The sequence below is a fragment of the Halococcus sp. IIIV-5B genome, assembly GCF_003602035.1.
Taxonomy (GTDB): domain Archaea; phylum Halobacteriota; class Halobacteria; order Halobacteriales; family Halococcaceae; genus Halococcus; species Halococcus salsus.
Map to the genome: position 1 here is coordinate 1 of NZ_QZWE01000043.1, position 21,086 is coordinate 21,086.

Consider the following 21,086-nt stretch of genomic DNA (forward strand, 5'->3'; position numbering starts at 1 on the left):
CCGAGAGGTGGTCGAGGTGCGCGTAGGCCTCGCCCGGCCCGTGGAGGATGTGGATGTTCGAGAGCTCGCCAAATAAGTAACTGCTCACCGTCCACGCGTCCGCCGGGCCGTGCTCGCGGAGCACCTCGAGCACGTTCTCGGTGCGCTCGCGGTGGTGTGCGGCGATGTCGCGGGCGCGGCCTGCGGGGTCCTCGATGACGTCGCGGTGACCGGGCCACGCCCGGACGAATCCCGCGTCGATGATTCGAACCAACGTGTCGAGATACTTCGCCAGCGGGCGCTCGACGCGAACGTCCGCGCCGCCGACGTTCGGGGTGTAGTGGGGCAGGAGCGCGTCGCCCGAGAGGAGTTCCCGACCGTCGTCGCCCTCGAAGACGAACCCCGAGAGCCCCGCGGCGTGGCCCGGAAGGTGGAGCGCTTCGAGGTCGCCCTCGGGGGTCGAAAACCGCTCGCCACCCTCGAACGGCTCGACCCTCGCCCGCCCCGAGAGGCCCTCGTAGCCGTCGAGGAAGGCGAGGAGCTCCTCGCGTGGCTCCTCCGGCACCCCCCACTCGTCGAGGAGCGCACGCTGGCGGGCCTCCATCGCCTCCCACGCGTCCGTATCGCCCGAGACCAGCGGCGCGTCGGCGGCGTGGACCCGAACGATCGCGTCGCTTTCGCCCTGAATCTCGCTCGCGAACCCGGCGTGGTCCTCGTGCCAGTGGGTCAGGAGGACCTCGTCGATGTCGGCGAACTCGACCCCCAGATCGGCGAGACCTGTCGAGAGCTCCTCGCGGGTCTCGGGCGCGGCGGTCCCGGTGTCGACGAGGGTGGTGGCTCCGGCGTCCGCACCGAAGACGTAGACGTCGTTCAGCCCCTCGAAGACGGCGTTCCCGAGTTGGATCCGGTTCATCGGTTCGAACGCACCTCACACCCCGTCCACTCGACCGCGTGCCGCCGGATAGCCGTCTGCATATCGGGGCTACCGGTCGCCGGCTACATACCACCCGCGGTCGAACCCGAACACCAGCCAACGACGGCGCTCGTCGCCGGAGGCCGACGGTTTTAGCCCGTCGAACCCGAGGGATCGGCGTGATCCGTGCGAAACGGCAGCGGAGGACCGCGGGATGACCGTCTGGGTGCTCGGCGACCAGCTCACCCGCGAGGTCGGGCCGCTCTCGCGGGCCGACGACGAGCGCGTGCTGATGATCGAAGCTCGCGAGTTCGCCCGGAAGCTCCCCTCCCACCCCCACAAACTCGTCGCGGTGTTCGCCGCGATGCGCCACTTTCGCGACGAACTCCGAGCAGACAATTATACCGTCGAGTACCACACGGTCGAGACGTTCGGCGAGGGCCTCGACGCCCACTTCGCCGACTACCCGGGAGACCGTCTCGAATGTATGCGCCCCGCGAGCCACGGCGCGGACGAGCGTCTCACGGGTCTCGTCGACGAGCGGGGTGGTGACCTCGCGCTCGTCGAGAACGAGCTGTTCCTCTGTGCGCCTGACGAGTTCGACGACTGGGCGGACGAGGACTTCAAGCAGGAGGACTTCTACCGCATGATGCGGCGCGAGACAGGCTACCTGATGGCCGGCGACGACCCGGTCGGGGGCGAGTGGAACTACGATACCGAGAACCGCGAGTTCCCAGGGAGCGACTACGAACCACCCGACGCGCCGTGGTTCGAGCCCGACGATCTCACCGAGACGGTGGTCGAGTGGGTCGACGAGGCGTTCTCGGGCGGGTACGACGAACCGCCCTACGGCGGTGACTGGGCGGACCAGGAGAAATTCGGCTGGCCGGTGACGCGCGAGGCGAGCCTCGCCGCGCTCGATGCGTTCGTCGAGGAAAGGATAGACAAATTCGGTCCGTACCAAGACGCGATGCTCACCGGGGAAGCCACGATGCACCACGCGCTGCTGTCGGTCCCGCTGAACCTCGGCTTGCTGCATCCCCGGGAAGTCGTCGAGCGCGTGTTGGACGAGTACGAAGCGCGCGACCTCCCGCTCGCGAGCGTCGAGGGATTCGTCCGGCAGGTGGTCGGCTGGCGAGAGTTCATGCGCCACGTCTACCGCCGTGAGATGCCCGAGCTGGCGAGCGCGAACCAACTCGACGCCGACCGGAGTCTTCCGGAGCTCTACTGGACCGGCGAGACCGAGATGAACTGCCTCGCGGAAGTCGTTGACGGCGTGCGAAAACGGGGCTATTCCCACCACATCGAGCGCCTGATGGTGCTCTCGAACTTCGCGACGAGTTTTGGTGTACGTCCCGCAGCACTCAACCGGTGGTTCCACGCGGGCTACGTCGACGCCTACCACTGGGTCACGACACCGAACGTGGTCGGCATGGGGAGCTTCGGAACCGACGCGCTCTCGACGAAACCCTACGTCTCCTCGGCCAACTACATCGACGGGATGAGCGACTTCTGTGGGGACTGCGCCTACGCCAAGACGAAGACGGTGGGTGAAAACGCCTGTCCGTTCAACGCGCTCTACTGGGACTTCTTGGGAACCCACGAGGAACGCCTTCGGGGGAACGGCCGGATGGGGCTGGTCTACTCCCATTGGGACGACAAGGACGAGGACGAGCGGGCGGCGATCCGCGAGCGCGCCGACGAGGTGCGAGCTCTCGCGGACGACGGCGACCTCTGAGTCGTCTCCAGTGAGATTTATTCGCATCGAGGGACGAGCGGAGGTATGACGCGTTCATCGGGCCACGAACCGACCGACGGACCGCCCGGTCCGGACGCGAACCGACGGGTCATCGTGAACCCGAACAGCGGGGCGGGCGACCACCTGCCGACGATCCGCCGGCTCGCCGACCGCTGGGGCTACTCGGTCGCCGAGACGGCGGCGGCGGGCGACGCGATCCGCCTCGCCCGCGAGGCCGCCGCCGACGGCGTGGACGTGCTCGCGGCCTGTGGCGGTGACGGCACGGTCCACGAAGTGCTCTGCGGGCTCGTCGACGCCGACGCGCTCGGCGGGGTTCGGTTCGGGGTGGTTCCCGTGGGGACGGCGAACATCTTCGCGGACGACATCGGGGTTCGCGGGGTCGAACACGGCTTCGAACTCCTCGAAGAGGGCGAGGTTCGTCGGATAGACCTCGGGACCGCCGACGGCGTCCCGTTCGTGAAGTCCTGCATCGCGGGGCTGACCGCCGACACCAGCGCGGCCACGACCTCGGACCTGAAGGCCCGGTTCGGCCCGCTCGCGTTCGTCATCACCGGCGTCCAGCAGGCCCGCGAGTTCGAGGCGCTCGACATCGAGGTCGACGCCGTCACCGACGAGGGCCCGCGGACGTGGTCGGGCGAGGCGCTCTGTGTGCTCATCGGGAACGCCCGGCGGTTCGCGAAGCAGTTCGGCCAGGCGAACGTCGAGGACGGGCTGTTCGACGTCACCCTCATCGAACGGATGCCCGCGGGCGAGGCGGTCGCCGAGGCCATCGCCCAGCAGCTCCTCCGCAGGGACACCGAACACGTCACGCGCCTCCAGGCCGAACGCCTCACGGTCGAGAGCCGGTCGGGCGCGATCGACTTCAGCCTCGACGGGGAGATCTACACCCGGAACCGTCTCGACCTCCGGGTTCGGTCGGGGGTGCTCTCGGTCTGTGTCGGGGCCGACTACGAACCCAACCCGACGACGGAGACCGACGAAGACCCGTTCGGTCGATACCTATAAACTGCTGACCCGTGTGGGTCGATTCGAGACCCCGTATGACCTGCCTGGCTGCTCGACCGTTCATTCCTCTCGTCGCGGTAGTCGCGACCGTATAGCGACCGCCGCAGAGCAGCAGCACCCGGGTCGTCCCGTTCCGCTACGGGTTCCGTAGTCGCAGTTCCTCGACGATGAACATCGACACGAATGCAGACAGTCACCGGGTCCCCGGTCGACGGTGGCCGGACGCCCACTCGAATGCGAATCGAATCGCACACCGGATCGACATCGGTCGGTAGACAGCCAGCGGTCGTCACTCTCGTCGCTCTCGACGCTCGGAGGAGCCGTCCCGGTCCCCCGGATCGTGGCGTCCCGTTCAGGTGCGCCACCGATCGGACGACACGCGCTCCGTTCGAGGTGGAGACGTGAGCCAGCAGCAGGATGGAGCGGAGGCCACGGACGGAGACACGGCCTCGCTCCGGAACAACTGGAACTTCCGCCGCCTGCTATTCGGGCGGTTCGTCACGAACGCCGGCGATAGTCTCTACACGATCGCCGGGACGTGGCTGGTCTACGACCTCACGGGGTCGAGTTTCTACACCGGTCTGGCGAGCGCGCTGCTCCTCCTGCCGCCAGCGCTGCAGTTCGTCTCCGGACCGCTCGTCGACCGATGGCCGCTCGTCCGAACCCTCGTGTGGACGCAGCTCGTTCAGGCCGGCCTCGTCCTGTCGATCCCCATCGCGGCCGCCTTCGACCGCCTCTCCGTCGGGCTGATCCTGGTCGTGATCCCAATCCTCTCGTTCCTGAACCAGTTCGTCTACCCCGCGCAGAACGCGGCGCTCCCCCGGATCGTCGCGGAGGGGGAACTCACACGCGCCAATTCGGTGTTCTCGTTCGCCAACCGGGGGACGGACATGGTGTTCGACGCGCTCGGTGGCGTCCTCATCGCCGTGACCGGCGCTGTCTCGCTGTTCGTGCTCGATTCGATCACGTTCGTGGTCGCGACCCTCTCGTTCGTCGGTGTTCGGGTTCCCGAACCCGCCGAAACGGACGACCGAGCGACTGGAGTCGACGTTTCGGGCTATCCCTCCGACCTCCGTGAGGGTGTTCGATGGCTCCGAGGAACGGTGTTCGCCGAGATGATGCTCACCACGGCAGTCACTAACTTCGGGACCGGGGTGATGCTCGCCGTGCTGCCGGGGTTCGCCGCGGTTCGTGGCGGCTCGATACTCTATGGAGCCCTGCTCGGCGCGATCGGCGCGGGGGGTCTCGTCGGGGCACTGGTCGCGTCTCGGTTGACGCACATCGGGTACGGCACGATTCGAATCGTCGGGCTCGGGGTCGGATTCGTCCTGTGGGTCGCCGCGGTCTACTCCCCGTGGCCGGCGCTCTCGGTCGTTCTGTTCGCGATAACCGGGGTCCCGATCGGCGTCACGAACGTGATGGGGCAGACGCTCGTTCAGACGGTCGCTCCGGAGGACCTGCTCGGGAGGGTCACGTCCGTCGACGCGAGCGTCTCCACGCTCACGGTGCCGATCGGTTCGTTCCTCGGGGGGATCGTGGGCAGTCGGGTCGGTGTCGTCACGACGATGGCCGTCGCTGCGGTCGGGTTCGCGTTCGTCAGCCTCTACTTCGCGATCCGCCCCCGCCTGCGCTCCCTTCCGGCGATGGACGATATCGGTCAGGGTGAGTTCGGTGTTCGTGTCCGGTCGTCGTCAGCATCGGAGAATCGCGATTGAGGTCGGTATGCTGCGCGTCTCCTCTCCCTCGACGAACAGGTGCGACGAACGCCCGCGAATAACCTCGTCACCCACCGTCGAACCCATTCGTATATCGTATGTTGCGATACTAAATCGACGCGAAGCTCAATTATCCGACCGGCACCGCGCCGATGTCGACTGTCGGTGACATCCGCTCAAGCATTGCAGGCTCGTCGGGTAGTTCTCGGTGAAGCGACGTGGTCTACGGATGGCCGACAGCCGGTCCGGGGTCCGGATTCCGACTGGAGAACGTGGACCGGGAGCGAGTGATTCAGGGATCGACAATTATGGTCGCCGTGTCGTCGATTCGTCCCAGTGAGTGAGGATCACGACCCGGTCGTGACGGTGACCGGTCCGTCGAACTGGAGGATCACCTGCTGTGCGACGTCCCCGAAGACCGCCTTCCCGACGGCCGTTCGGCTCTGTGCGTCGATGAAGACGTGGTCGCAGTCGTGCTCGTCGGCCACCGCGAGTATCTCGTCGGCGCTGTCGTCGGCGATCCCGACCACGTCGTACTGGACGTCGTCGCCGAAGGTGTCGGCGGCGATCTCGGCCGCGGCCGTCTCGGCGGCGTGTTGGTCTATCTCGCCGGCCTCCCGTCCGGCCCTGCTTCGGCGCTGGATGCTGTTCTGCCGGAAGCCCTCGGTGTTGACACAACAGAGGACGACCCTCGATTCGGTGCCGGTGACGTGTCGGTCGGCCTCCGCCAGCAGGCTCTCGTTCGGCTCGTCGCTCGCGACGACGACCAGGATGGTCTCCATGACGAGTACGTCGTTGTCGTCCACCATCAAAAAGCTATCTGACGAACGTTCGACGAGGCGCTGTTCGGTCGAGGGAGCGCGAAATCGTGCGAATCGCTCGTTCGAAGACGAGGAAAATCGCCCGTCCCGCAGTCAGAACTGGAGCACCAGCACGGCCGCCAACATCACGAAGGTCGCGATCAGCGAGGCCCAGCCCAGGGCCTTCGCGGGCAGCGAGAACTGGAACTCGGGGTCGCGCTCGTCGTCCTTGTAGAGGATCCACATCGCGGTGACGATCTCCGGGAAGAGCGCCATCGTGTTGATGAACCCGCCGAGGAAGAGGAGCGCGACGATCGAGCCCGTGACGGTCCCGCCCACCAGCCAGATGATCGGCGAGACGATGCCGACGAACAGCGCGACCCGACGCATGTCGAGGTCCGAGAACCGCTCGGTCTGGTTGAGGATGTCGGGCCAGACCTCGGTGAGGAGGTTGAGCTTCCCGAAGATGGTCGAGTAGAGCGCGAAGAACCCGCCGATGATCAGGATCCAGTAACCGAACGGCCCGAACAGCTCCTGATACGCGCCGGCGAGGTAGACGGCCAGCTGTGCGCCGTCGGGATAGTCCCCCGAGTTCGCGAGGATCGACGCCCCGATGATGAAAAAGGAGGTCGTCACGAACGCTTCGAGGATCACGGTCAGACCCACGTCGGCCCCGAGCACGCGGAGCCAGCCCTGCATCCGGTCCTTCCAGCCCTCCGAGTCCCGCGGTCCGGCGAGTTTGCCGTAGCCCGCCTTGTTGACGAACAGCGCGTACCCGATGATCTCGCCGGTGCCGACGCCCGTGATCCCGATGACGCCGAAGATGATGTAGAAGCCGCTGTCCGGGATGTCGAACGAGAGCCCGTAGGCGATGTCACCGGCCGAGAGCGCGAACGGCGAGAAAAAGGAGAGCGCCGCTGCGGCGACCGTCACGACGACCAGGATCATCACGAGCACCGTCGAGAAGTCCTCGACGAAGTCGTACTCGCGGAGCGCCGGGATGGTTACCCCGACGAGGACGATCAACGTACAAAGGAGGATCGGGATCGTCTGGCCACTCAGGTAGTGCAACAGCGTTGCGGCCCCGAAGAACACCCCCATGTACTGGATGTTGTCGGAGAAGAACCACTTGATCACGATGAACCAGTACGACCAGCTGTGGCCGAATATCTTCCCGGGGACCTCGTCGAAGATCCGGTGGGGCGTCTTGTCCTCCAGCATCGCGTACTTCGCGATGATGTACTGGATCCCGACCTTGATGAAGAGGCTGATGAGGAGGAACCAGAGCACGACGATCCCAACCTCCGCCCCCGTCGCGGTCGTTCCGATCAGCTCGCCGGAGCCGATCACGATCGCGAGGGTCGCGAAGGACGGTCCGAGATACTTCAGTACGCCCCGCCAGGTCCGTGGCGGTTCGCGATACTCCGCCGTCGGGCCGTCCGACGGTCGAGACTCATCGTTCCCGCTGCTGTGTTCGCTCATATCGCTTACACTCCATGCTGCACTGGTTTGCTAATAATTGTTACGATCAGACCGACGAACGGGACCGCGAAGAAACGCCCGTCTCAGGCCAGTTCGAGGTCGTATCGGTCGGCGAGCGCCTGGAGGCTCTCCAGTAGACTCGCCGAGACCGGGATCCCACCTTCGAGCCGGTTGGCCCTGGTTCGCGCCTCGGGTTCGCCCGGCAGGAGGACCTCCTCGACGTCCTCGGCGGTTCGAACGCCCTTGACACCGGTCGCCAACCGCCCCATCCGGTCGACGAACCCGTCGAGGTCGGTGAACACCTCGACGTCGATGGCGCAGACGACGTGGCCCGCGCGCTGGGGCGCGTCGAGGCTGTCGTACATCCCGGCGACCTCGTCGCCGAAATTGGCATCGAGCAGCACGCCACACATGGCGTCGACGAAGAAGGCCAGCCCGTAGCCCTTCGGTCCGCCCATCGGTCGCAGCGCGTGGAACGCCTCGGGGTCGGTGATCGGGTCGCCCGCCTCGTCGATCGCCCACTCGGATGGGATCTCGCGGCCCTCGTCCTCGGCGACCATGACGCTCCCCTTCGCCGTCACGCTCGTCGCCATGTCGAGGGTGATCGGAAACCCGTCGTTCGGGAGGCTGAACGAGAGCGGGTTCGTGCCGAGGTACGGGTCGGCCCCACCGAACGGCGCGACGCTCGGACCCGCGTGGGTCATCGCGATAGCAATGTAGCCCCGCTCGGCGGCGTGATTGGTGTAGAACGACGCCGCGCCGAAGTGGTTGCTGTTCCGGACACCGACGAACGCGCTGCCGGCCTCCGCGGCGAGATCCATCGCCGTCTCCATCCCACGCATCGTCGTGACCTGACCCGGGCCGTCGTCGCCGTCCACGAGGGCGGCTCCCGCGCCCGATTCGGCCATTGAAATGTTCGGATCGGGGTCGATGCCGCCGCGCTCGACCGCCTCGACGTAGGGGTCGAGCCGGACCACGCCGTGGGTGTCGATCCCGCGGAGGCTCGCGTCGACGACGCCCTCGGCGACGGTCGCCGCGTGGTCCTCCCGTAGCCCCGCTTCGCGGAGGACGGCCGCACTGAAGCGTTCCAGCTTGTCGTGGTCGAGACGCGTCGCCGGGTCCGATGATTCCATCCGCCCACTCGCCGCCGTCGGCGTTTAGGCTTTGTGGGGGGTCGTCGAAAAGCAGTGTGCGGACGGCAGAAACGGAGACAGAGACCGTTATCGACTGTGGCTCTCGAGGGTCTCCTCGTCGAACGCGACGCCGTGGCCCGGCGTGTCGGTGATACTCACCCGACCGTCCTCGACGACGTAGGGTTCCTCGCTGAGGTCGAGCAGGGCGTGGCTGCAGCACTCGACGTAGGTGACGTCGGGGAGCGCGAGACCGGCGTGGACCGCCATCGCGTCGGTGCCGTGGTCGGTGCTCATCGCGACGTCCGTGCCCGTGGGCTCGGCAAGCGTCGAGGCGTCACTGGCCGCCGAGAGACCCTGGAGGTTGAGGATGTCGACCGCACCGGCGTCGAGCAGCCCGTGTTTGCCCTCGAAGCCGACGTACTCGCCGACGGTGAGGTGCACGTCCGAAAGTCCCTCACGGACCCGTCGCATGCCGTCGAAGTCGTGACGGAAGACCGGGTCCTCGATCCAGTAGAGATCGAAGCCGACGTCCTGGATCGCCTGCACTTTCCGGAGGGTCTCCTTCGGGGTCCAGGCCTCGTTCGGGTCGATCATCAGGGTGTCGAGCCCGCCGAAGACGTCGTCGACGAGTTCGATCCGGTCGATGTCCTCGTCGACGGTCTCGTAGCCCACCTTCACCTTCGCGGCGTCGAACTCGCCCACCTCGGCGAAGCCCTCGTAGACCTCTCGGGTAGTCGCATCGTCGTTGCCGAACGAGAGCCCGCTAGCGTAGATCGGGGCCGAGTCATCGGTGGCCCCCATGAACTCGGCGAGGGGCTGGTCGAAGAACTTCGCCGCCGCGTCCCAGAGCGCCATGTTCAGCAGCACGCCGACGCCCGGACCGTAGGAGCCGCTGGAGTAGAAGTTGTGAGCGCCGCCACGGTGGCGGGTTCGCCGGTTGAGGAGGGCGAGCGGGTTCTCGCCGACGACGTCGCCGACCACGTCGTCGACCCGACTACGAAGGGTCTCGGTCGACGGCCGTCCGGGGGCTCGAAGTTCGACGAGGTCGATCCCCAGCCCGGTAACGTCGGCGTCGGTTTCGAGTTCGAGGAAGAGGTAATCGAGCTCGTCGGTCTCAAAGACGTGGGTCTGGGAGTCGCCGATCGTGCGTTCTGGGACTTCGAGAACCCGCGTCTCGTAGCCCGTGATCCGGAAGTCAGCCGTCATCGGTCGGCCTCCGGAGTGGCGTCGAACGGGAATCCAGCGGGGCAGTCCGGACCGTCGTCTCGTACCGTCACGTCGTGATTCACACTGCGATCCATTACGAATGCGGGCATAAGGATACCGGTCCGCCGGTTCGAGCACGCAAACCGGACGCATCCGCAGTCGTTTACTACCCGGGGGTCGAACGGCCGGTATGGCTCGCCAGCCCATGCAGGAGACCGTGAAGCCGGGCGTTCGTGTCGGTGTACGAACCCGAAGCCTCTCGCCCGATCGTCTGGGGTTCATCCGCCAGCTCGGCGCGACGGACATCTTCGTCGACCACGCCGACACCGAGGAGGAGCCCGACGACTTCAACGACCGCGACGGCACCGCCACCCTCGCGGTCGGCCGCGACGCAATTCCGTCCGTCGAAGAGCTCACCGCGGCGCGCGAGCGAATCGAGGACGCCGGGCTCCGATTCACCGGGATCCAGTCGCTGCCGTACTCGCTCTACGGCGACATCATGTTCGACCGCGACGGGAAGGAGGAGGCCCTCGACCAGATCACGACGCTCGTTCGAAATCTCGGCGAGGCCGGGGTCCCGATCATGGGTTATCAGTGGAACCCGCGAGGTGTGGTGCCGATGCGAACCGAGTCGGTCGAACTCCGCGGTGGGGCTGACGGTACGGGCTTCGACCTCGACGAACTGGAGGGCTTCGACGACACCGACGGGTTGGCTCCCGATCTCGATCGGGCCTACACCGAGGACGAGTTCTGGGACTACTACGAGAACTTCCTCGAAACCGTGCTCCCCGTCGCGGAGGAGGCCGGCGTCCGCATGGCGCTCCACCCGGTCGACCCACCCGTGATCGAGGAGCTCGGCGGGATTCCCCGACTCTTCCGCAACGTCGAGAACTTCGAGAAGGCGATGGAACTCGTTCCGAGCGACAACCACGGCCTCAAGCTCTGCCTCGGCTGCTTCTCACAGATGGGCGAAGACGTCACTGAAGTACTGCGGCGGTTCGGCGAGGAGGATAACATCGTCTTCATCCACTTCCGGGACGTGGTCGGGACGGTCCCGCGCTTCCACGAGACGTTCGTCGACGAGGGCAACTTCGACACCGTCGAGGCGATCCGCGTGCTCGAAGAGATCGGCTACGATGGCGTCGTCATCCCGGACCACGTCCCTCGGATGACCGGCGACGACGACTGGCGACACCGCGCCCGGAGTTTCACGATCGGCTACCTCCGTGGGGTCGTCGACGCGGTCGAATCGGAAAGATAGAACGTCTCGACCTGATTTCGGCGGCGAACAGTTATCCGACGAGCCGGTCGATATCGTCGTCGAGTTGAGCGTAGAGTTCCTCCGCGCGCGCTTCGTCCTCGGCGGAGAGCGAGCGGATCGGGTCGCGGACGTTCCCGCCGTGGAGACCCGCGAGTTCGAGGCCCTTCTTCACCGCGGGCACGCTGATCGCGTCGGGGATCTCGTTGTTTTGCCCGGTTTCGGTCCGGAAGTTCTGGTAGGGAAGGCAGGCGTTCTTCAGCGCCCGCGCGCGTTCCCAGTCCTCCTCGGTGAGCGCGTCGAAGAGCGCGAGCCCGATCTCGGGTCGGAAGTTGCTCACGCCTGCGGAGAAGCCCTCGGCCCCCTCGACCCAGAAGGAGGGCGCGTGAGGTTCGGCGAGGCCGTCGACCCAGACCACGTCGTCGGCCCCGGCCTCGACGCCCGCCCCGAGTTTGACGGCGTCGGGGATCGCGTACTTGATCCCCACGAGCCCGTCGACCCGGGTGAGGTCGTCGAGGTAGCTCACCGACGGCTCGAAACCACGAACGTAGGGCACGAGCGGCGTCTCCGTGTTCGCCGCGAGCTTCTCGTAGTACCGGAGCAGCCCCTGCTCGTGGATGTAGGTGAAGTCCGGCGGCATCACCATCAGGGCGTCGACGCCGATCCGGTCGTACGCCTCGACCAGTTCGTGGGCTTCGGTGAGGTTGCCGCCGACACCGGCGAGCACGCAGGCCGAGGAGGGAAGCGCGTCGACGGCGGCCTCCGTCACGGCGATCCGTTCGTCCACCGAGAGGGTGTGGTACTCGCTGATGTTGGCCGCCGCGAGGAACACCCCGACCCCCGAATCGGAGAGGGATTCGACGTTCTCGGCTAGCTTCCCGTACTCGATCCCCTGGTCCGCGTCGAACGGTGTGAGCACGCCGGTCGCGACGCCGCGCAGGGACTCACGAACCTCGGTCGATGAGAGTGGCATACATCTACTCTTCACCGTAGAAAGCATAAAACCGTCGTTGGACGGCGATCGGTGCGTCGTTCCCGTGACGAGAACGCTTAGGCGAATTTGGTGTTGATCTCGATCACGTTGGTCGTGCGCGTGAGCGCCTCGACCAGCTCCCCCTCGATCCGGTCGGCCGTCATCCGGCTCACGGGGCCCGAGAGGCTGACGGCACCGAAGACCTCGCCCGCCGCGTCGGTGACGGGCATCGCCATACAGCACAGCCCCTCGATGTTCTCCTCGTCGTCGAGCGCGTAGCCCCGCTCGCGGATCCCGTCGAGGTGGTCGAAGAACGCCGAGCGGTCGGTGATGGTGTTGGTGGTCTTCGCGGGCGTCCCGTGGTCGTCGAGGATCGCGTCGACCCGCTCGTCGGCCATCCGGGCGAGCATGGTCTTGCCGAGCGAGGTCGAGTGCATGTACTCGCGTTTGCCCGCCGCCGACGCCGTCTGGACGTCGCTCTCGGCGTCGGCCTTGTAGACGTAGGTCACCCAGCCGTGTTCCTCGGTCGCGAACTGAGCTATCTCTCCGGTTTCGCTCGCGAGGTGCTGGAGCTCGTCGGCGATGACGTCGTAGTTGCCAACCAGTTCCTTCACTCGATTCGCCGTGTCGAGATAGCGGAGGCTGAGACGGTACTCGCCGCCGTCGTTCACCACGTACTCGCACTCGTCGAGGGTGGTGAGATGGCGGTGGACCGCCCCCTTCGCCATCCCGACTTCGTCGGCGATCTCGGTGACGCCCGCCCGTCCGCGCGACTGGAGGATACCGAGGATCTCACAGGTGGTTCGAACCGCCTCGACCGTTCGCCGCGTTTGGTTCGACATATCCGTGGGTCGTGACGGACCCGTATAAACGTTGTTCTCGTCATGAGAACGGAGTGTCGGGTTCGACCCGAAACGACCGCCTCATCCCCGGCGTTCCGAACCGTCGTAACAGCCATACCGATGTGACGGACAGCACGAAGAATGGGATCGATCCCAGCGTCGGCGTTCCCGTCGGTCGTCACTCGTCGGCAGAGAGCCACGACCCCGCCTGGGGTTCGTCCTGGGCGGTGGGGACCTCGATCAGGGTCGGTCCGTCGCGGTCGAGGGCGTCCTCGACGGCGGCGGTCAGTTCCGCGGTGGTCTCGACGGTGGACGACGCCATGCCGAGCGACTCGGCGACTCCCGAGAACGAGGCCGGCGAGCCCGCCCAGGCGTACTCGTGGGCGGCGAGTTCGTACTCCCGGCCGGCCTCGGCGCTGATGATCGCGTAGTCGTTGTTGTTCGCTACCACGACGATCACGGGGATCTCCTCGGCGACCGCGGTGTGGAGTTCGTGGAGACACATGAACAGCCCGCCGTCGCCGATGAGCGAGACGACGGGTTTGTCGGGTTCGGCGACCTTCGCGCCGATCGCGGCGGGGAGCCCACAGCCCATCGAGGCCCACGAACCGTTGTGGACGTACTCGCGGTGGTCGTAGGTCTCGAAGGCCACCGCGGCCCAGAGCCGGAAGCCGCCCGAATCACCGGTCGCGACGGTGTTCCGGGGCAGCGCCTCCCGAAGGGTTCCGAGCACGCTCGCGGAGGTGAAGGGCGCTTCGTCGACCGAGGCGAGGTCAGCGAGCCGGTCGGCCTTCGCCGCACGAACCGCGCCCGCGCGCTCGGCACCTGACCGTTCGGGATCCTCAGTCTCGGGCTCCAGTTCGTCCACGAGTGCGGAGAGCGCCTTCTTCGCGTCGGCGAGCAGCGCGACCGAGGGCTCGTAGCCCGAGCCGAAGTCGCTCGCGTCCATCGTGACGTGGACGAGTTCGTCGGGGAGGTCGTACGACCAGTGCTGGGTGGTGACGGCGTCGAAGTCGGTACCGACCGCGAGCGCGGCGTCCGACTCCTCGAAACACCCGGCCAGCGCCGCGGTCGACCCGCTCGACATGATATCCGCGTAGAGGTCGTGGTCCTCGGGGATCACGCCCTTCGCTTTGTAGGTCGAGGCCACGGGCGCGTCGAGCGACTCCGCGACCGCCCGAAGTTCGTCGGTCGCCTCGGCGGCGCGAACCCCGTTGCCGCCGATCACGACGGGGTTCGCGGCCGAACGGAGGCGGTCGGCGACGTCCTCGATCGCCGCCGGGCTGACCCCCGGCGGGTCGGCCGGTTCGTGCGAGCCGACCTCGGCCTGCGGGGTCTCCATTCGTAAGAAATTCTTCGGGATCCCCACCCGAACCGGGCCCTTGGGATGGGTGGTGGCGACCTCGACGGCGCGTTCGACCTCGACGGCGACCGATTCGGGGGTCTCGACCAGCACGTTCTCCTTCACGAGGTTGTCGTAGGTGTCCGGCGGGGTCTCGTGGATGCCGCCCTTCCCCCGCACCTCGGGTTCGGTCTCGATCGAGAGGTGGACCATCGGGGTGCAGTCGTTGAGCGCGTTCCGGAGGCCGTTCGCGGCGTGGAGGTCGCCCGGTCCGGGGATCACGACGGTCGCAGCGGGCGTACCGGAAGCCTCGGCGTAGCCCCAGGCCTCGTGCGTGACGGCGGTCTCGTGACGGGCGCAGACGAACCGGAGGTCGTCCCGTCGGTCGACCACCTCGTTGAGCGGGAGCGTCTGGGTCCCCGGGACGCCGAAGAACGTGTCGACGCCACGCGCGAGCAGCCGGTCGACGAGTACCTCGCTGACGGTCATGTGCGCACGTTTTGTGGTACGGGAGTTAAACGTATTCATCACCCCGTTCACGAACCGTCGTCCCGTTCACGGTGTTCTCCACGGCCGAGGAAGGCGACCACCCGGTCGTTTCGGGCCCGGTCGCGCGCCGTCGGTACCGACCCATGACCACGCCACAGCGACAGGAGTCGCCAAAAACCTGGACCGGGATTTTTGATGTCTTCTGGCCGGTACGGTATCCAATCTCATCCGGTCGCACACGTCGTTCTTCCGTCCCGCAACCGATCTGGGACCTCTTCGTGTCCTCTTCGAACATCGTCGACGATTCGTCCTCAATCCGGGTTCGAAGTTCGGTTTCGATCGTGTCCCCGATCCGGGATCGGTAGTCGCAGGGCGCGACGGTTCGAGCCGGCCGAGCCGATCTCAATCAATTCAGTCTGGTGCCAGTCGTTTCCCGAGAATCGCTACCCCGTATCGAACGGTGTCGTCAGGGTCGTTTCGCCGAGTGCCGGCGGGTCGATGGCACGCGCGACGATTCGCGACACGGGAGGGGGTCGTCGGGTGTCTCGGGGTTACTATATACCTGCGCGCCGTCGTCGGCCGTACTCCATGACCACTAACGCTTCACCGAACGCGCGGCGGCGGCTCGCCCGCGAGTGCGTCACGGCGGGTATCGAGGCGGCCCACCCGGAGCGGGTGGTTCACGATGCCGTGACGCTCGACGGCGACACGCTCCGAATCCAGGAGACGACGTTCGACCTCGTGGACTACGACTCCGTGACGCTCCTCGGCGGCGGGAACGCCGCCTCGCAGGTCGCCGCCGCGGTCGAGGACGTGCTGGGCGAGCGGCTCGACGGGGGCATCGTGGTCACCGACGACCCCGCGGAGACCGACCGCGTCGACGTGCTGCGGGGGGACCATCCGGTCCCAAGCGAGCGCGGTGTCGAGGCCACCCGACGGCTGCTCGACGCCGCCGACGCCGCGGGCGAGGACGACCTGGTTCTCGCGGTCGTCACCGGCGGTGCGAGCGCGCTTCTCACCGCCCCCGCGGGCGAGCTCTCGCTCGACGACCTCCAGGCGACCACCGACGGGCTCCTCTCGAGCGGCGCACCGATCGGCGAGACCAACGCCGTCCGGAAGCATCTCTCGGACCTCAAGGGTGGACGGCTCGCCCGCCGGCTCGCCCCCGCACGGGTGGCGACGCTCGTCTTCAGCGACGTCGCCGGCGACGACCTCTCGGTCGTCGGGAGCGGCCCCGTCGTGCCGGATCCGTCGAGCGACGATGACGCACGCTCGGTGCTCGACGACTACGGGGTCGACGTGCCGAGCGCGGTCCGCGACCATCTGGAGCGGGGCGTCGATGGCGCGGACGACGACACCCCCGGAACCGACGACCCGGCCTTCGACCGGGTCGGTACCCACCTGCTCGCGACCAACCGGACGGCGGTCGACGCCGCAAGGGACGTCGCCGCCGACGCGGGCTACGAGCCGCTCGTGCTCTCGACGACCGTTGTCGGGGAGGCCCGCGAGGCCGCGAAGACCCACGTCGCGGTCGCCGAGGAAGCCCTGACGACCGGCGACCCGGTCGAGCCACCCTGTGTGGTGCTCTCCGGCGGGGAGTGTACCGTCACCGTCACGGGCGACGGGACCGGTGGACCGAACCTCGAGTTCGCGCTGTCGGCGGCGCTCGACCTCCCGCCCGGCGCGACGCTGTGTGCGGTCGACACCGACGGACGCGACGGCGCGACCGACGCGGCGGGTGCGGTCGTCGACGCCGAGACCGTCGCCGACCGTCGGGCCGCGGCGCGCGCGCTCCGCGACAACGACGCCTACCCCGTCCTCGAATCCCGCGACGCGCTCGTCGAGACCGGGGCGACGGGAACGAACGTCAACGACCTGCGGGTGCTCGTCGTCGGTTCGGAATAACCGTTCGCGCGGTCGATCCGACCGGGATGGGAAGGGCTATGTGTCGGGCCCCGTATCCGCCTGCATGGCAACGATGCGCTTTCGCGATCCAGCCGGTTCGATTCGCACGGGCACGCCGACCGACGACGGCGTCGAGTTCGGTGGCGAGCACTACGGCCTCGACGAGGTCGACGTCCTCGCGCCGTGTGACCCCTCGAAGATCGTCTGTGTCGGCCTCAACTACGAGGACCACGCCGAAGAGGAGGGCATGGACCTCCCCGACCGGCCGCTGCTCTTCTTGAAGCCGCCGAACGCGGTCTCGGGCCACGGTGACACCGTCACCCTCCCTGAAGGAAAGGAGAAAGTCGAACACGAGGCCGAGCTCGCCGTCGTGATCGGCGAGCAGTGCCGCAACGTCGCCGCCGAGGACGCCATGGACGTGGTGGCGGGCTTCACCTGCGCCGACGACGTCTCCAATCGCGACGACCAGCGCATCGAGCAGAACTGGGTTCGCGGCAAGGCCTTCGACAATTCCTGTCCGCTCGGACCTGTCCTCGCCGACCCCGAAGACGTTCCCGACGACGCCAGCGTCGAACTCCGGCTCAACGGCGAGACCGTCCAGTCCTCCTCACGCGCGGAGTTCGTCTTCTCGGTCCCCGAACTCATCGCGGAGATCACCCAGTACATGACCCTCGAAGAAGGCGACGTCATCATCACCGGCACGCCCGCCGGCGTCGGCGAACTCGAAGACGGCGACGAGGTCGAAGTCGAGGTCGAGGGCGTCGGCACCCTCGAACACACCGTCGCGCGATAGCCGGCACCGTTTCGAACGAACCCGGTGCGGACGGACGGTCGCTCGGACCGAGATGGATCGTCGTAGCTAGAGGTCATCGCGGGAGCGGCCGGTGTGCACGGACGAACTCGACCGCGAGCAGTGTCCGGCGGAGACGAACGGTCTCGTCGAGCCGCCGATACGTCAGCTATCATTCATGTTCTCGAATTAAATATTTTATGACTATTTCAAATATGTGGTGCTTGGGTGGAGGCTGGATCATCGATCGTCACACGCCTCCGTCGATCGGCGGGGCGGTGAACCCGAATCGGCGTATCGGCTTCCCGCGACCGGCCCTCCTCGACCCTATTCCGATTCGTGTCCCGTGACCTCGTAGCCGAGGTCGTTGACGGCCTGTTCGACGTAGCTGCCGGTCGTCGTGTCGTCGGTCGCGAACGCGACGACCCCCGTCTCGTGGTCGGCAGTGACGTCCGTGACGTCGTCGATGGCCTCGATCTCGTGTGTGAGAACGGCTTCGCAACCCCGGCAGGTCATCCCGTCGACGTGGATTCGGTGACGCACCATACCCACCGTACGTATCAACTCCACATATATGTTCGAGATTTTGTAGTTCGACGAACTGGTCCCGTGGACCGTTCCGCCGGTCGTCGACGTGGCCGGACCGAAGCCGAGTCTCACTCGATCGCCTCGCCGCAGTGGGGACACCGCGACGGCTCCGTGTCGTCGTGGATGAACCCCGAGGCGAGGATGCTCGCGGGGAGCGCGACCAGACCGGTGCCGAGCACGGCGACCAGCCCGCCGAGGAGCTTCCCGAGCGGCGTCACCGGGTAGACGTCGCCGTAACCGACCGTCGTGAGCGTGACGACGCCCCACCAGAGCGCCGCCGGAATGCTGGAGAACGCCTCGGGCTGGGCCTCGTGTTCGACGAAGTAGAGCAGGCTCGACGAGCAGACCACCAGTAGCGTCGTCCCGCCGAGCGCCACGACCAGGTCGTCGGTCTTGCGGCGCAACACGCGCTCGAACCGGGCGACCGAGTCGGTGTAGCGCACGAGCTTGGCCAGCCGGAAGAACCGGACCAGTCGAAACCCCCGGAGGAGACGGCCGTCGCCGCCGAACAGCGCGATCCCGACGTAGAACGGCGCGATCGCGAGGAGGTCGACGAGACACTCGGGGCGGGCCATGAAGCGGAGCCGGCCGAAGACCGGGTGGTCGTAGCCGTCGACGGCCGTCGCCGACCAGACCCGGAGGCCGTACTCGACGGTGAACACCCCGACCGAAACCGCGTTGAACCGGTAGAGGAGTCCTCGATACCGGTCAAATACCGGATCGACCGTTCCGAGCGCGACGGCAACGAGGTTCGCGACGATCAGCCCTGCGATGAAGACGTCGACTGCTCCCGCCACTCGACCGCCCTTCCCGACCGTCAGGAGCCGGTGAGTCGTGCGCTTGGCCGCCCGGTAGCCGGAGCCGATCCGAACCACTGGAGGCTACGGCCCGTGGTTGGCCTTGTGCTCGCGGTAGAGCACGCCGGTGAACAGCGCGAACGGCACCAGCCCGGCCACCGCCAGCCCCATCCCGACCACGAGGATAAGTGGGAGATTCGCGTGGATGATGAAGTAGCCGAGCACGCTGACGCCGGCCCCGATGAACGCGACGACGCTCCCCAGCGCGAGCCCGAAGCTCCACTTCCGAACCCCCCATTCGAGGTTCTCGGAGTTCCGGAGCATCTGGATCAGGACGGCGATCGGCGGGATCGTCAGCGCCACCAGCTGCAGGAGTTTGAGCGCGATGTTGGTGTTCATTGGCGGTGCTCCGTGGTCGTCGGTCGTGTGAAGTAGGTCGTCATTGGTCAGCGTTCGATGATGGTTCCGTCCGCCCCGACGGCGACGTCGGTCGTGCCGCAGGCGACGGCGAGCAGGTCGGCTTCGACCGGGGAATCGAGTCGACACCAGCCCCGGTCCGGGGTTCGTTCGTGGATCGTACCGCCCCCACCGACCGCGACCGCACCGTCGTCCGACCCCGCGGGCCGGGCGAGCCCGTGAACCGTCGCCTCGCCGACCGCGACGGGCGTCCAGTTCCGACACGGTCGGTCGTAGCGGTAGAGCCGCCCGTCGCCGCCGGCGACCAGCAGCGACCCGCCGGCGGCGGACAGGTCGAAGAAGTTCACCTCGGCGTTCTCGATCCCGATGCGATGCCAGCTCCCGTCGACGCGTTCGAGCACGGTGCCGCTCGTATCGGTCGCGTAGAGCGACGACCCGTCGGCGGCGAGCGCCGCGATCGTCGAGCCGCCGGCGGGCTTGGTGACGTCCCCGTACGAGGGACAGCCGTGGTCGTCGCACTCGATCGGGAGGACTTCACCCGAGCCGTTCGCGACCGAGAGGCGCTCCGTGTCGGTTCCGGCGACCGCGAGCGCCTCCCAGGTGCTGGTCTTCCCCATCGGGGCGCTGAAATCCTCCTTTCGACCGGTGTGGGTGTCGTAGCGCCCGAGCGCGCCGCTGTCGCCCGCGAACCAGACCCGTTTCCGGTCGACCGTGGCCGCGACGCAGGTGAGTCGGTTCCCCCGGGTCGCGGGGCCCGACTCGACGAGGGGGTACCAGCCCGACTCGTCGCGTGCGAGCACGAGGCCGCCCTCGCCAACCGCGACGGGGCCGGCGGCGGTCTCGGTGACGGCCAGTAGTGTTCTGTCGGTCGGGGACTCGACCGCCCGCCACTCCCCCCGGTCGGTCGTGGGATCGCTCACGACGGCCCTCCATCGAGGAGTACGGACCGGTCGACGGGGGTCACTGCGGTCCCCCGAACAGGATCGTGCCGAAGCCGGCGGCCACGACGAACGTCACTGCCCACGCGACCAGACCGACGCCGACCGCCGTCGGTGGGTTCGCCCCCGTTCGGTGGCCGACGACGCCGATCCACGCCGCGGGCGAGAGCAGCAGCCCGACGACCGGGATCCAGCCGAACAGGAGCGTGAGGAGCGCCGAGAGGGCCGCCCCGATCCCGGCGGTGGCGAACGCCGTTTGGATACCTGGTTTCGCACGGGTCGCGCCGAGCGGGACCCCGAGGTAGACCGCGACGCCGCCGACCCCGACGCCGACGACGAGGCTCACGATCGCGCCGAGGAGGCCGTTCATCCCCCGTCACGTCCGGTCCCCTCGGTTTCGAGCGCGAGGAGGCAGCACTCCCCCCACGCGGTGTGGGATTCGAGCCGGTCGCGCGCGGCCGGGCTCACCCGGTAGGCGTTCGTCCGGCCGTCGACCGGGCGCTTCTCGACGAGGCCGTCGTCCACGAGGTCGCGGAGGTTCTGGTAGAGACGGCCGTGGTTGATCGCCTCGCCGTAGGTCTCCCGGAGGTGCCGTTTGACGTCGGTGCCGCTCGGGTTCGACCCGTCGAGGCTGATCAGCACGAACAGGATGTCGCGCTGGAAGCCCGTGAGGTCGACGAGCGGCCGCGGGCCGTCCGGGGTGTCGAGCATCGATTCGTCGCCGGTGTCGCTGTAGTCGTTCACTGACATAGTGG

At 67.4% G+C, this 21,086-nt stretch carries 20 protein-coding genes; 6 read left to right on the forward strand and 14 right to left on the reverse strand.

What is annotated here, in order from left to right; genetic code table 11:
• A partial coding sequence (locus D3261_RS18100) for an MBL fold metallo-hydrolase (RefSeq protein WP_147464996.1) occupies positions 1–892 on the reverse strand: 892 nt, incomplete at its 3' end.
• A 214-nt stretch (positions 893–1,106) separates the two neighbouring features.
• Between D3261_RS18100 and D3261_RS18105 the strand changes: the two genes are divergently transcribed.
• From D3261_RS18105 to D3261_RS18115, 3 genes are all read left to right on the forward strand, one after another.
• Positions 1,107–2,630, forward strand: a complete 1,524-nt coding sequence (locus D3261_RS18105) for a cryptochrome/photolyase family protein (protein WP_120074799.1) — start codon at positions 1,107–1,109, stop codon at positions 2,628–2,630.
• Positions 2,631–2,675: 45 nt separating this feature from the next.
• Positions 2,676–3,656 (forward strand): diacylglycerol kinase family protein, encoded by a 981-nt coding sequence (locus D3261_RS18110; protein WP_120074801.1) that lies wholly within the window; start codon positions 2,676–2,678, stop codon positions 3,654–3,656.
• 401 nt (positions 3,657–4,057) lie between these two features.
• Positions 4,058–5,371: an MFS transporter gene (locus D3261_RS18115; protein WP_120074802.1), complete on the forward strand. Its 1,314-nt coding sequence runs from the start codon at positions 4,058–4,060 to the stop codon at positions 5,369–5,371.
• A gap of 347 nt (positions 5,372–5,718) precedes the next feature.
• Here the strand turns inward: D3261_RS18115 and D3261_RS18120 are convergent, their stop codons facing one another.
• The 4 genes from D3261_RS18120 to D3261_RS18135 form a co-directional block, all read right to left on the reverse strand.
• Positions 5,719–6,180, reverse strand: coding sequence for a universal stress protein (locus D3261_RS18120; protein WP_233554033.1), 462 nt, complete (start codon positions 6,178–6,180; stop codon positions 5,719–5,721).
• 105 nt (positions 6,181–6,285) lie between these two features.
• On the reverse strand, positions 6,286–7,653 hold the full coding sequence (locus D3261_RS18125; protein ID WP_120074804.1) for an Nramp family divalent metal transporter: 1,368 nt from the start codon (positions 7,651–7,653) through the stop codon (positions 6,286–6,288).
• 83 nt (positions 7,654–7,736) lie between these two features.
• Complete coding sequence (locus D3261_RS18130; protein ID WP_120074806.1) at positions 7,737–8,786, reverse strand: Ldh family oxidoreductase; 1,050 nt, start codon at positions 8,784–8,786, stop codon at positions 7,737–7,739.
• Positions 8,787–8,873: 87 nt separating this feature from the next.
• A complete protein-coding gene (locus tag D3261_RS18135) occupies positions 8,874–9,992 on the reverse strand; it encodes a mandelate racemase/muconate lactonizing enzyme family protein (RefSeq protein ID WP_120074808.1) in 1,119 nt (372 codons plus the stop codon).
• Between the two features lie 190 nt (positions 9,993–10,182).
• On the opposite strand from D3261_RS18135, the gene D3261_RS18140 reads away from it, so the two are divergent.
• The gene (locus D3261_RS18140) at positions 10,183–11,253 is read left to right on the forward strand and encodes a mannonate dehydratase (RefSeq protein ID WP_120074810.1); all 1,071 of its coding nucleotides are present in this window, start codon (positions 10,183–10,185) and stop codon (positions 11,251–11,253) included.
• A 31-nt stretch (positions 11,254–11,284) separates the two neighbouring features.
• On the opposite strand, the gene D3261_RS18145 is transcribed toward D3261_RS18140, so the two are convergent.
• The 3 genes from D3261_RS18145 to D3261_RS18155 form a co-directional block, all read right to left on the reverse strand.
• Complete coding sequence (locus D3261_RS18145; protein WP_120074812.1) at positions 11,285–12,223, reverse strand: dihydrodipicolinate synthase family protein; 939 nt, start codon at positions 12,221–12,223, stop codon at positions 11,285–11,287.
• A gap of 77 nt (positions 12,224–12,300) precedes the next feature.
• Positions 12,301–13,065, reverse strand: coding sequence for an IclR family transcriptional regulator (locus D3261_RS18150; protein WP_120074813.1), 765 nt, complete (start codon positions 13,063–13,065; stop codon positions 12,301–12,303).
• A 178-nt stretch (positions 13,066–13,243) separates the two neighbouring features.
• Positions 13,244–14,896: a thiamine pyrophosphate-binding protein gene (locus D3261_RS18155; protein WP_120074815.1), complete on the reverse strand. Its 1,653-nt coding sequence runs from the start codon at positions 14,894–14,896 to the stop codon at positions 13,244–13,246.
• A 588-nt stretch (positions 14,897–15,484) separates the two neighbouring features.
• Between D3261_RS18155 and D3261_RS18165 the strand changes: the two genes are divergently transcribed.
• Both D3261_RS18165 and D3261_RS18170 read left to right on the forward strand, forming a co-directional pair.
• The gene (locus D3261_RS18165; RefSeq protein ID WP_120074819.1) at positions 15,485–16,801 is read left to right on the forward strand and encodes a glycerate kinase; all 1,317 of its coding nucleotides are present in this window, start codon (positions 15,485–15,487) and stop codon (positions 16,799–16,801) included.
• 64 nt (positions 16,802–16,865) lie between these two features.
• Positions 16,866–17,594, forward strand: coding sequence for a fumarylacetoacetate hydrolase family protein (locus tag D3261_RS18170; protein WP_120074821.1), 729 nt, complete (start codon positions 16,866–16,868; stop codon positions 17,592–17,594).
• Between the two features lie 324 nt (positions 17,595–17,918).
• On the opposite strand, the gene D3261_RS18175 is transcribed toward D3261_RS18170, so the two are convergent.
• The 6 genes from D3261_RS18175 to D3261_RS18200 all read right to left on the reverse strand — a co-directional run bounded on the left by D3261_RS18175 (position 17,919) and on the right by D3261_RS18200 (position 21,081).
• Positions 17,919–18,137, reverse strand: a complete 219-nt coding sequence (locus D3261_RS18175; protein ID WP_199694068.1) for a heavy-metal-associated domain-containing protein — start codon at positions 18,135–18,137, stop codon at positions 17,919–17,921.
• A 110-nt stretch (positions 18,138–18,247) separates the two neighbouring features.
• Positions 18,248–19,054 (reverse strand): ion transporter, encoded by an 807-nt coding sequence (locus D3261_RS18180; protein WP_120074823.1) that lies wholly within the window; start codon positions 19,052–19,054, stop codon positions 18,248–18,250.
• A gap of 6 nt (positions 19,055–19,060) precedes the next feature.
• Entirely contained in the window at positions 19,061–19,375 is a 315-nt protein-coding gene (locus D3261_RS18185; RefSeq protein WP_120074825.1) for a hypothetical protein, read from the reverse strand.
• 47 nt (positions 19,376–19,422) lie between these two features.
• The gene (locus D3261_RS18190) at positions 19,423–20,313 is read right to left on the reverse strand and encodes a hypothetical protein (protein ID WP_120074827.1); all 891 of its coding nucleotides are present in this window, start codon (positions 20,311–20,313) and stop codon (positions 19,423–19,425) included.
• Positions 20,314–20,353: 40 nt separating this feature from the next.
• The gene (locus D3261_RS18195) at positions 20,354–20,701 is read right to left on the reverse strand and encodes a hypothetical protein (RefSeq protein WP_120074829.1); all 348 of its coding nucleotides are present in this window, start codon (positions 20,699–20,701) and stop codon (positions 20,354–20,356) included.
• Positions 20,698–21,081, reverse strand: a complete 384-nt coding sequence (locus tag D3261_RS18200) for a PadR family transcriptional regulator (RefSeq protein WP_120074831.1) — start codon at positions 21,079–21,081, stop codon at positions 20,698–20,700. Before D3261_RS18200 ends, D3261_RS18195 begins: the two co-directional genes overlap by 4 nt.
• Positions 21,082–21,086 lie beyond the last annotated feature (5 nt).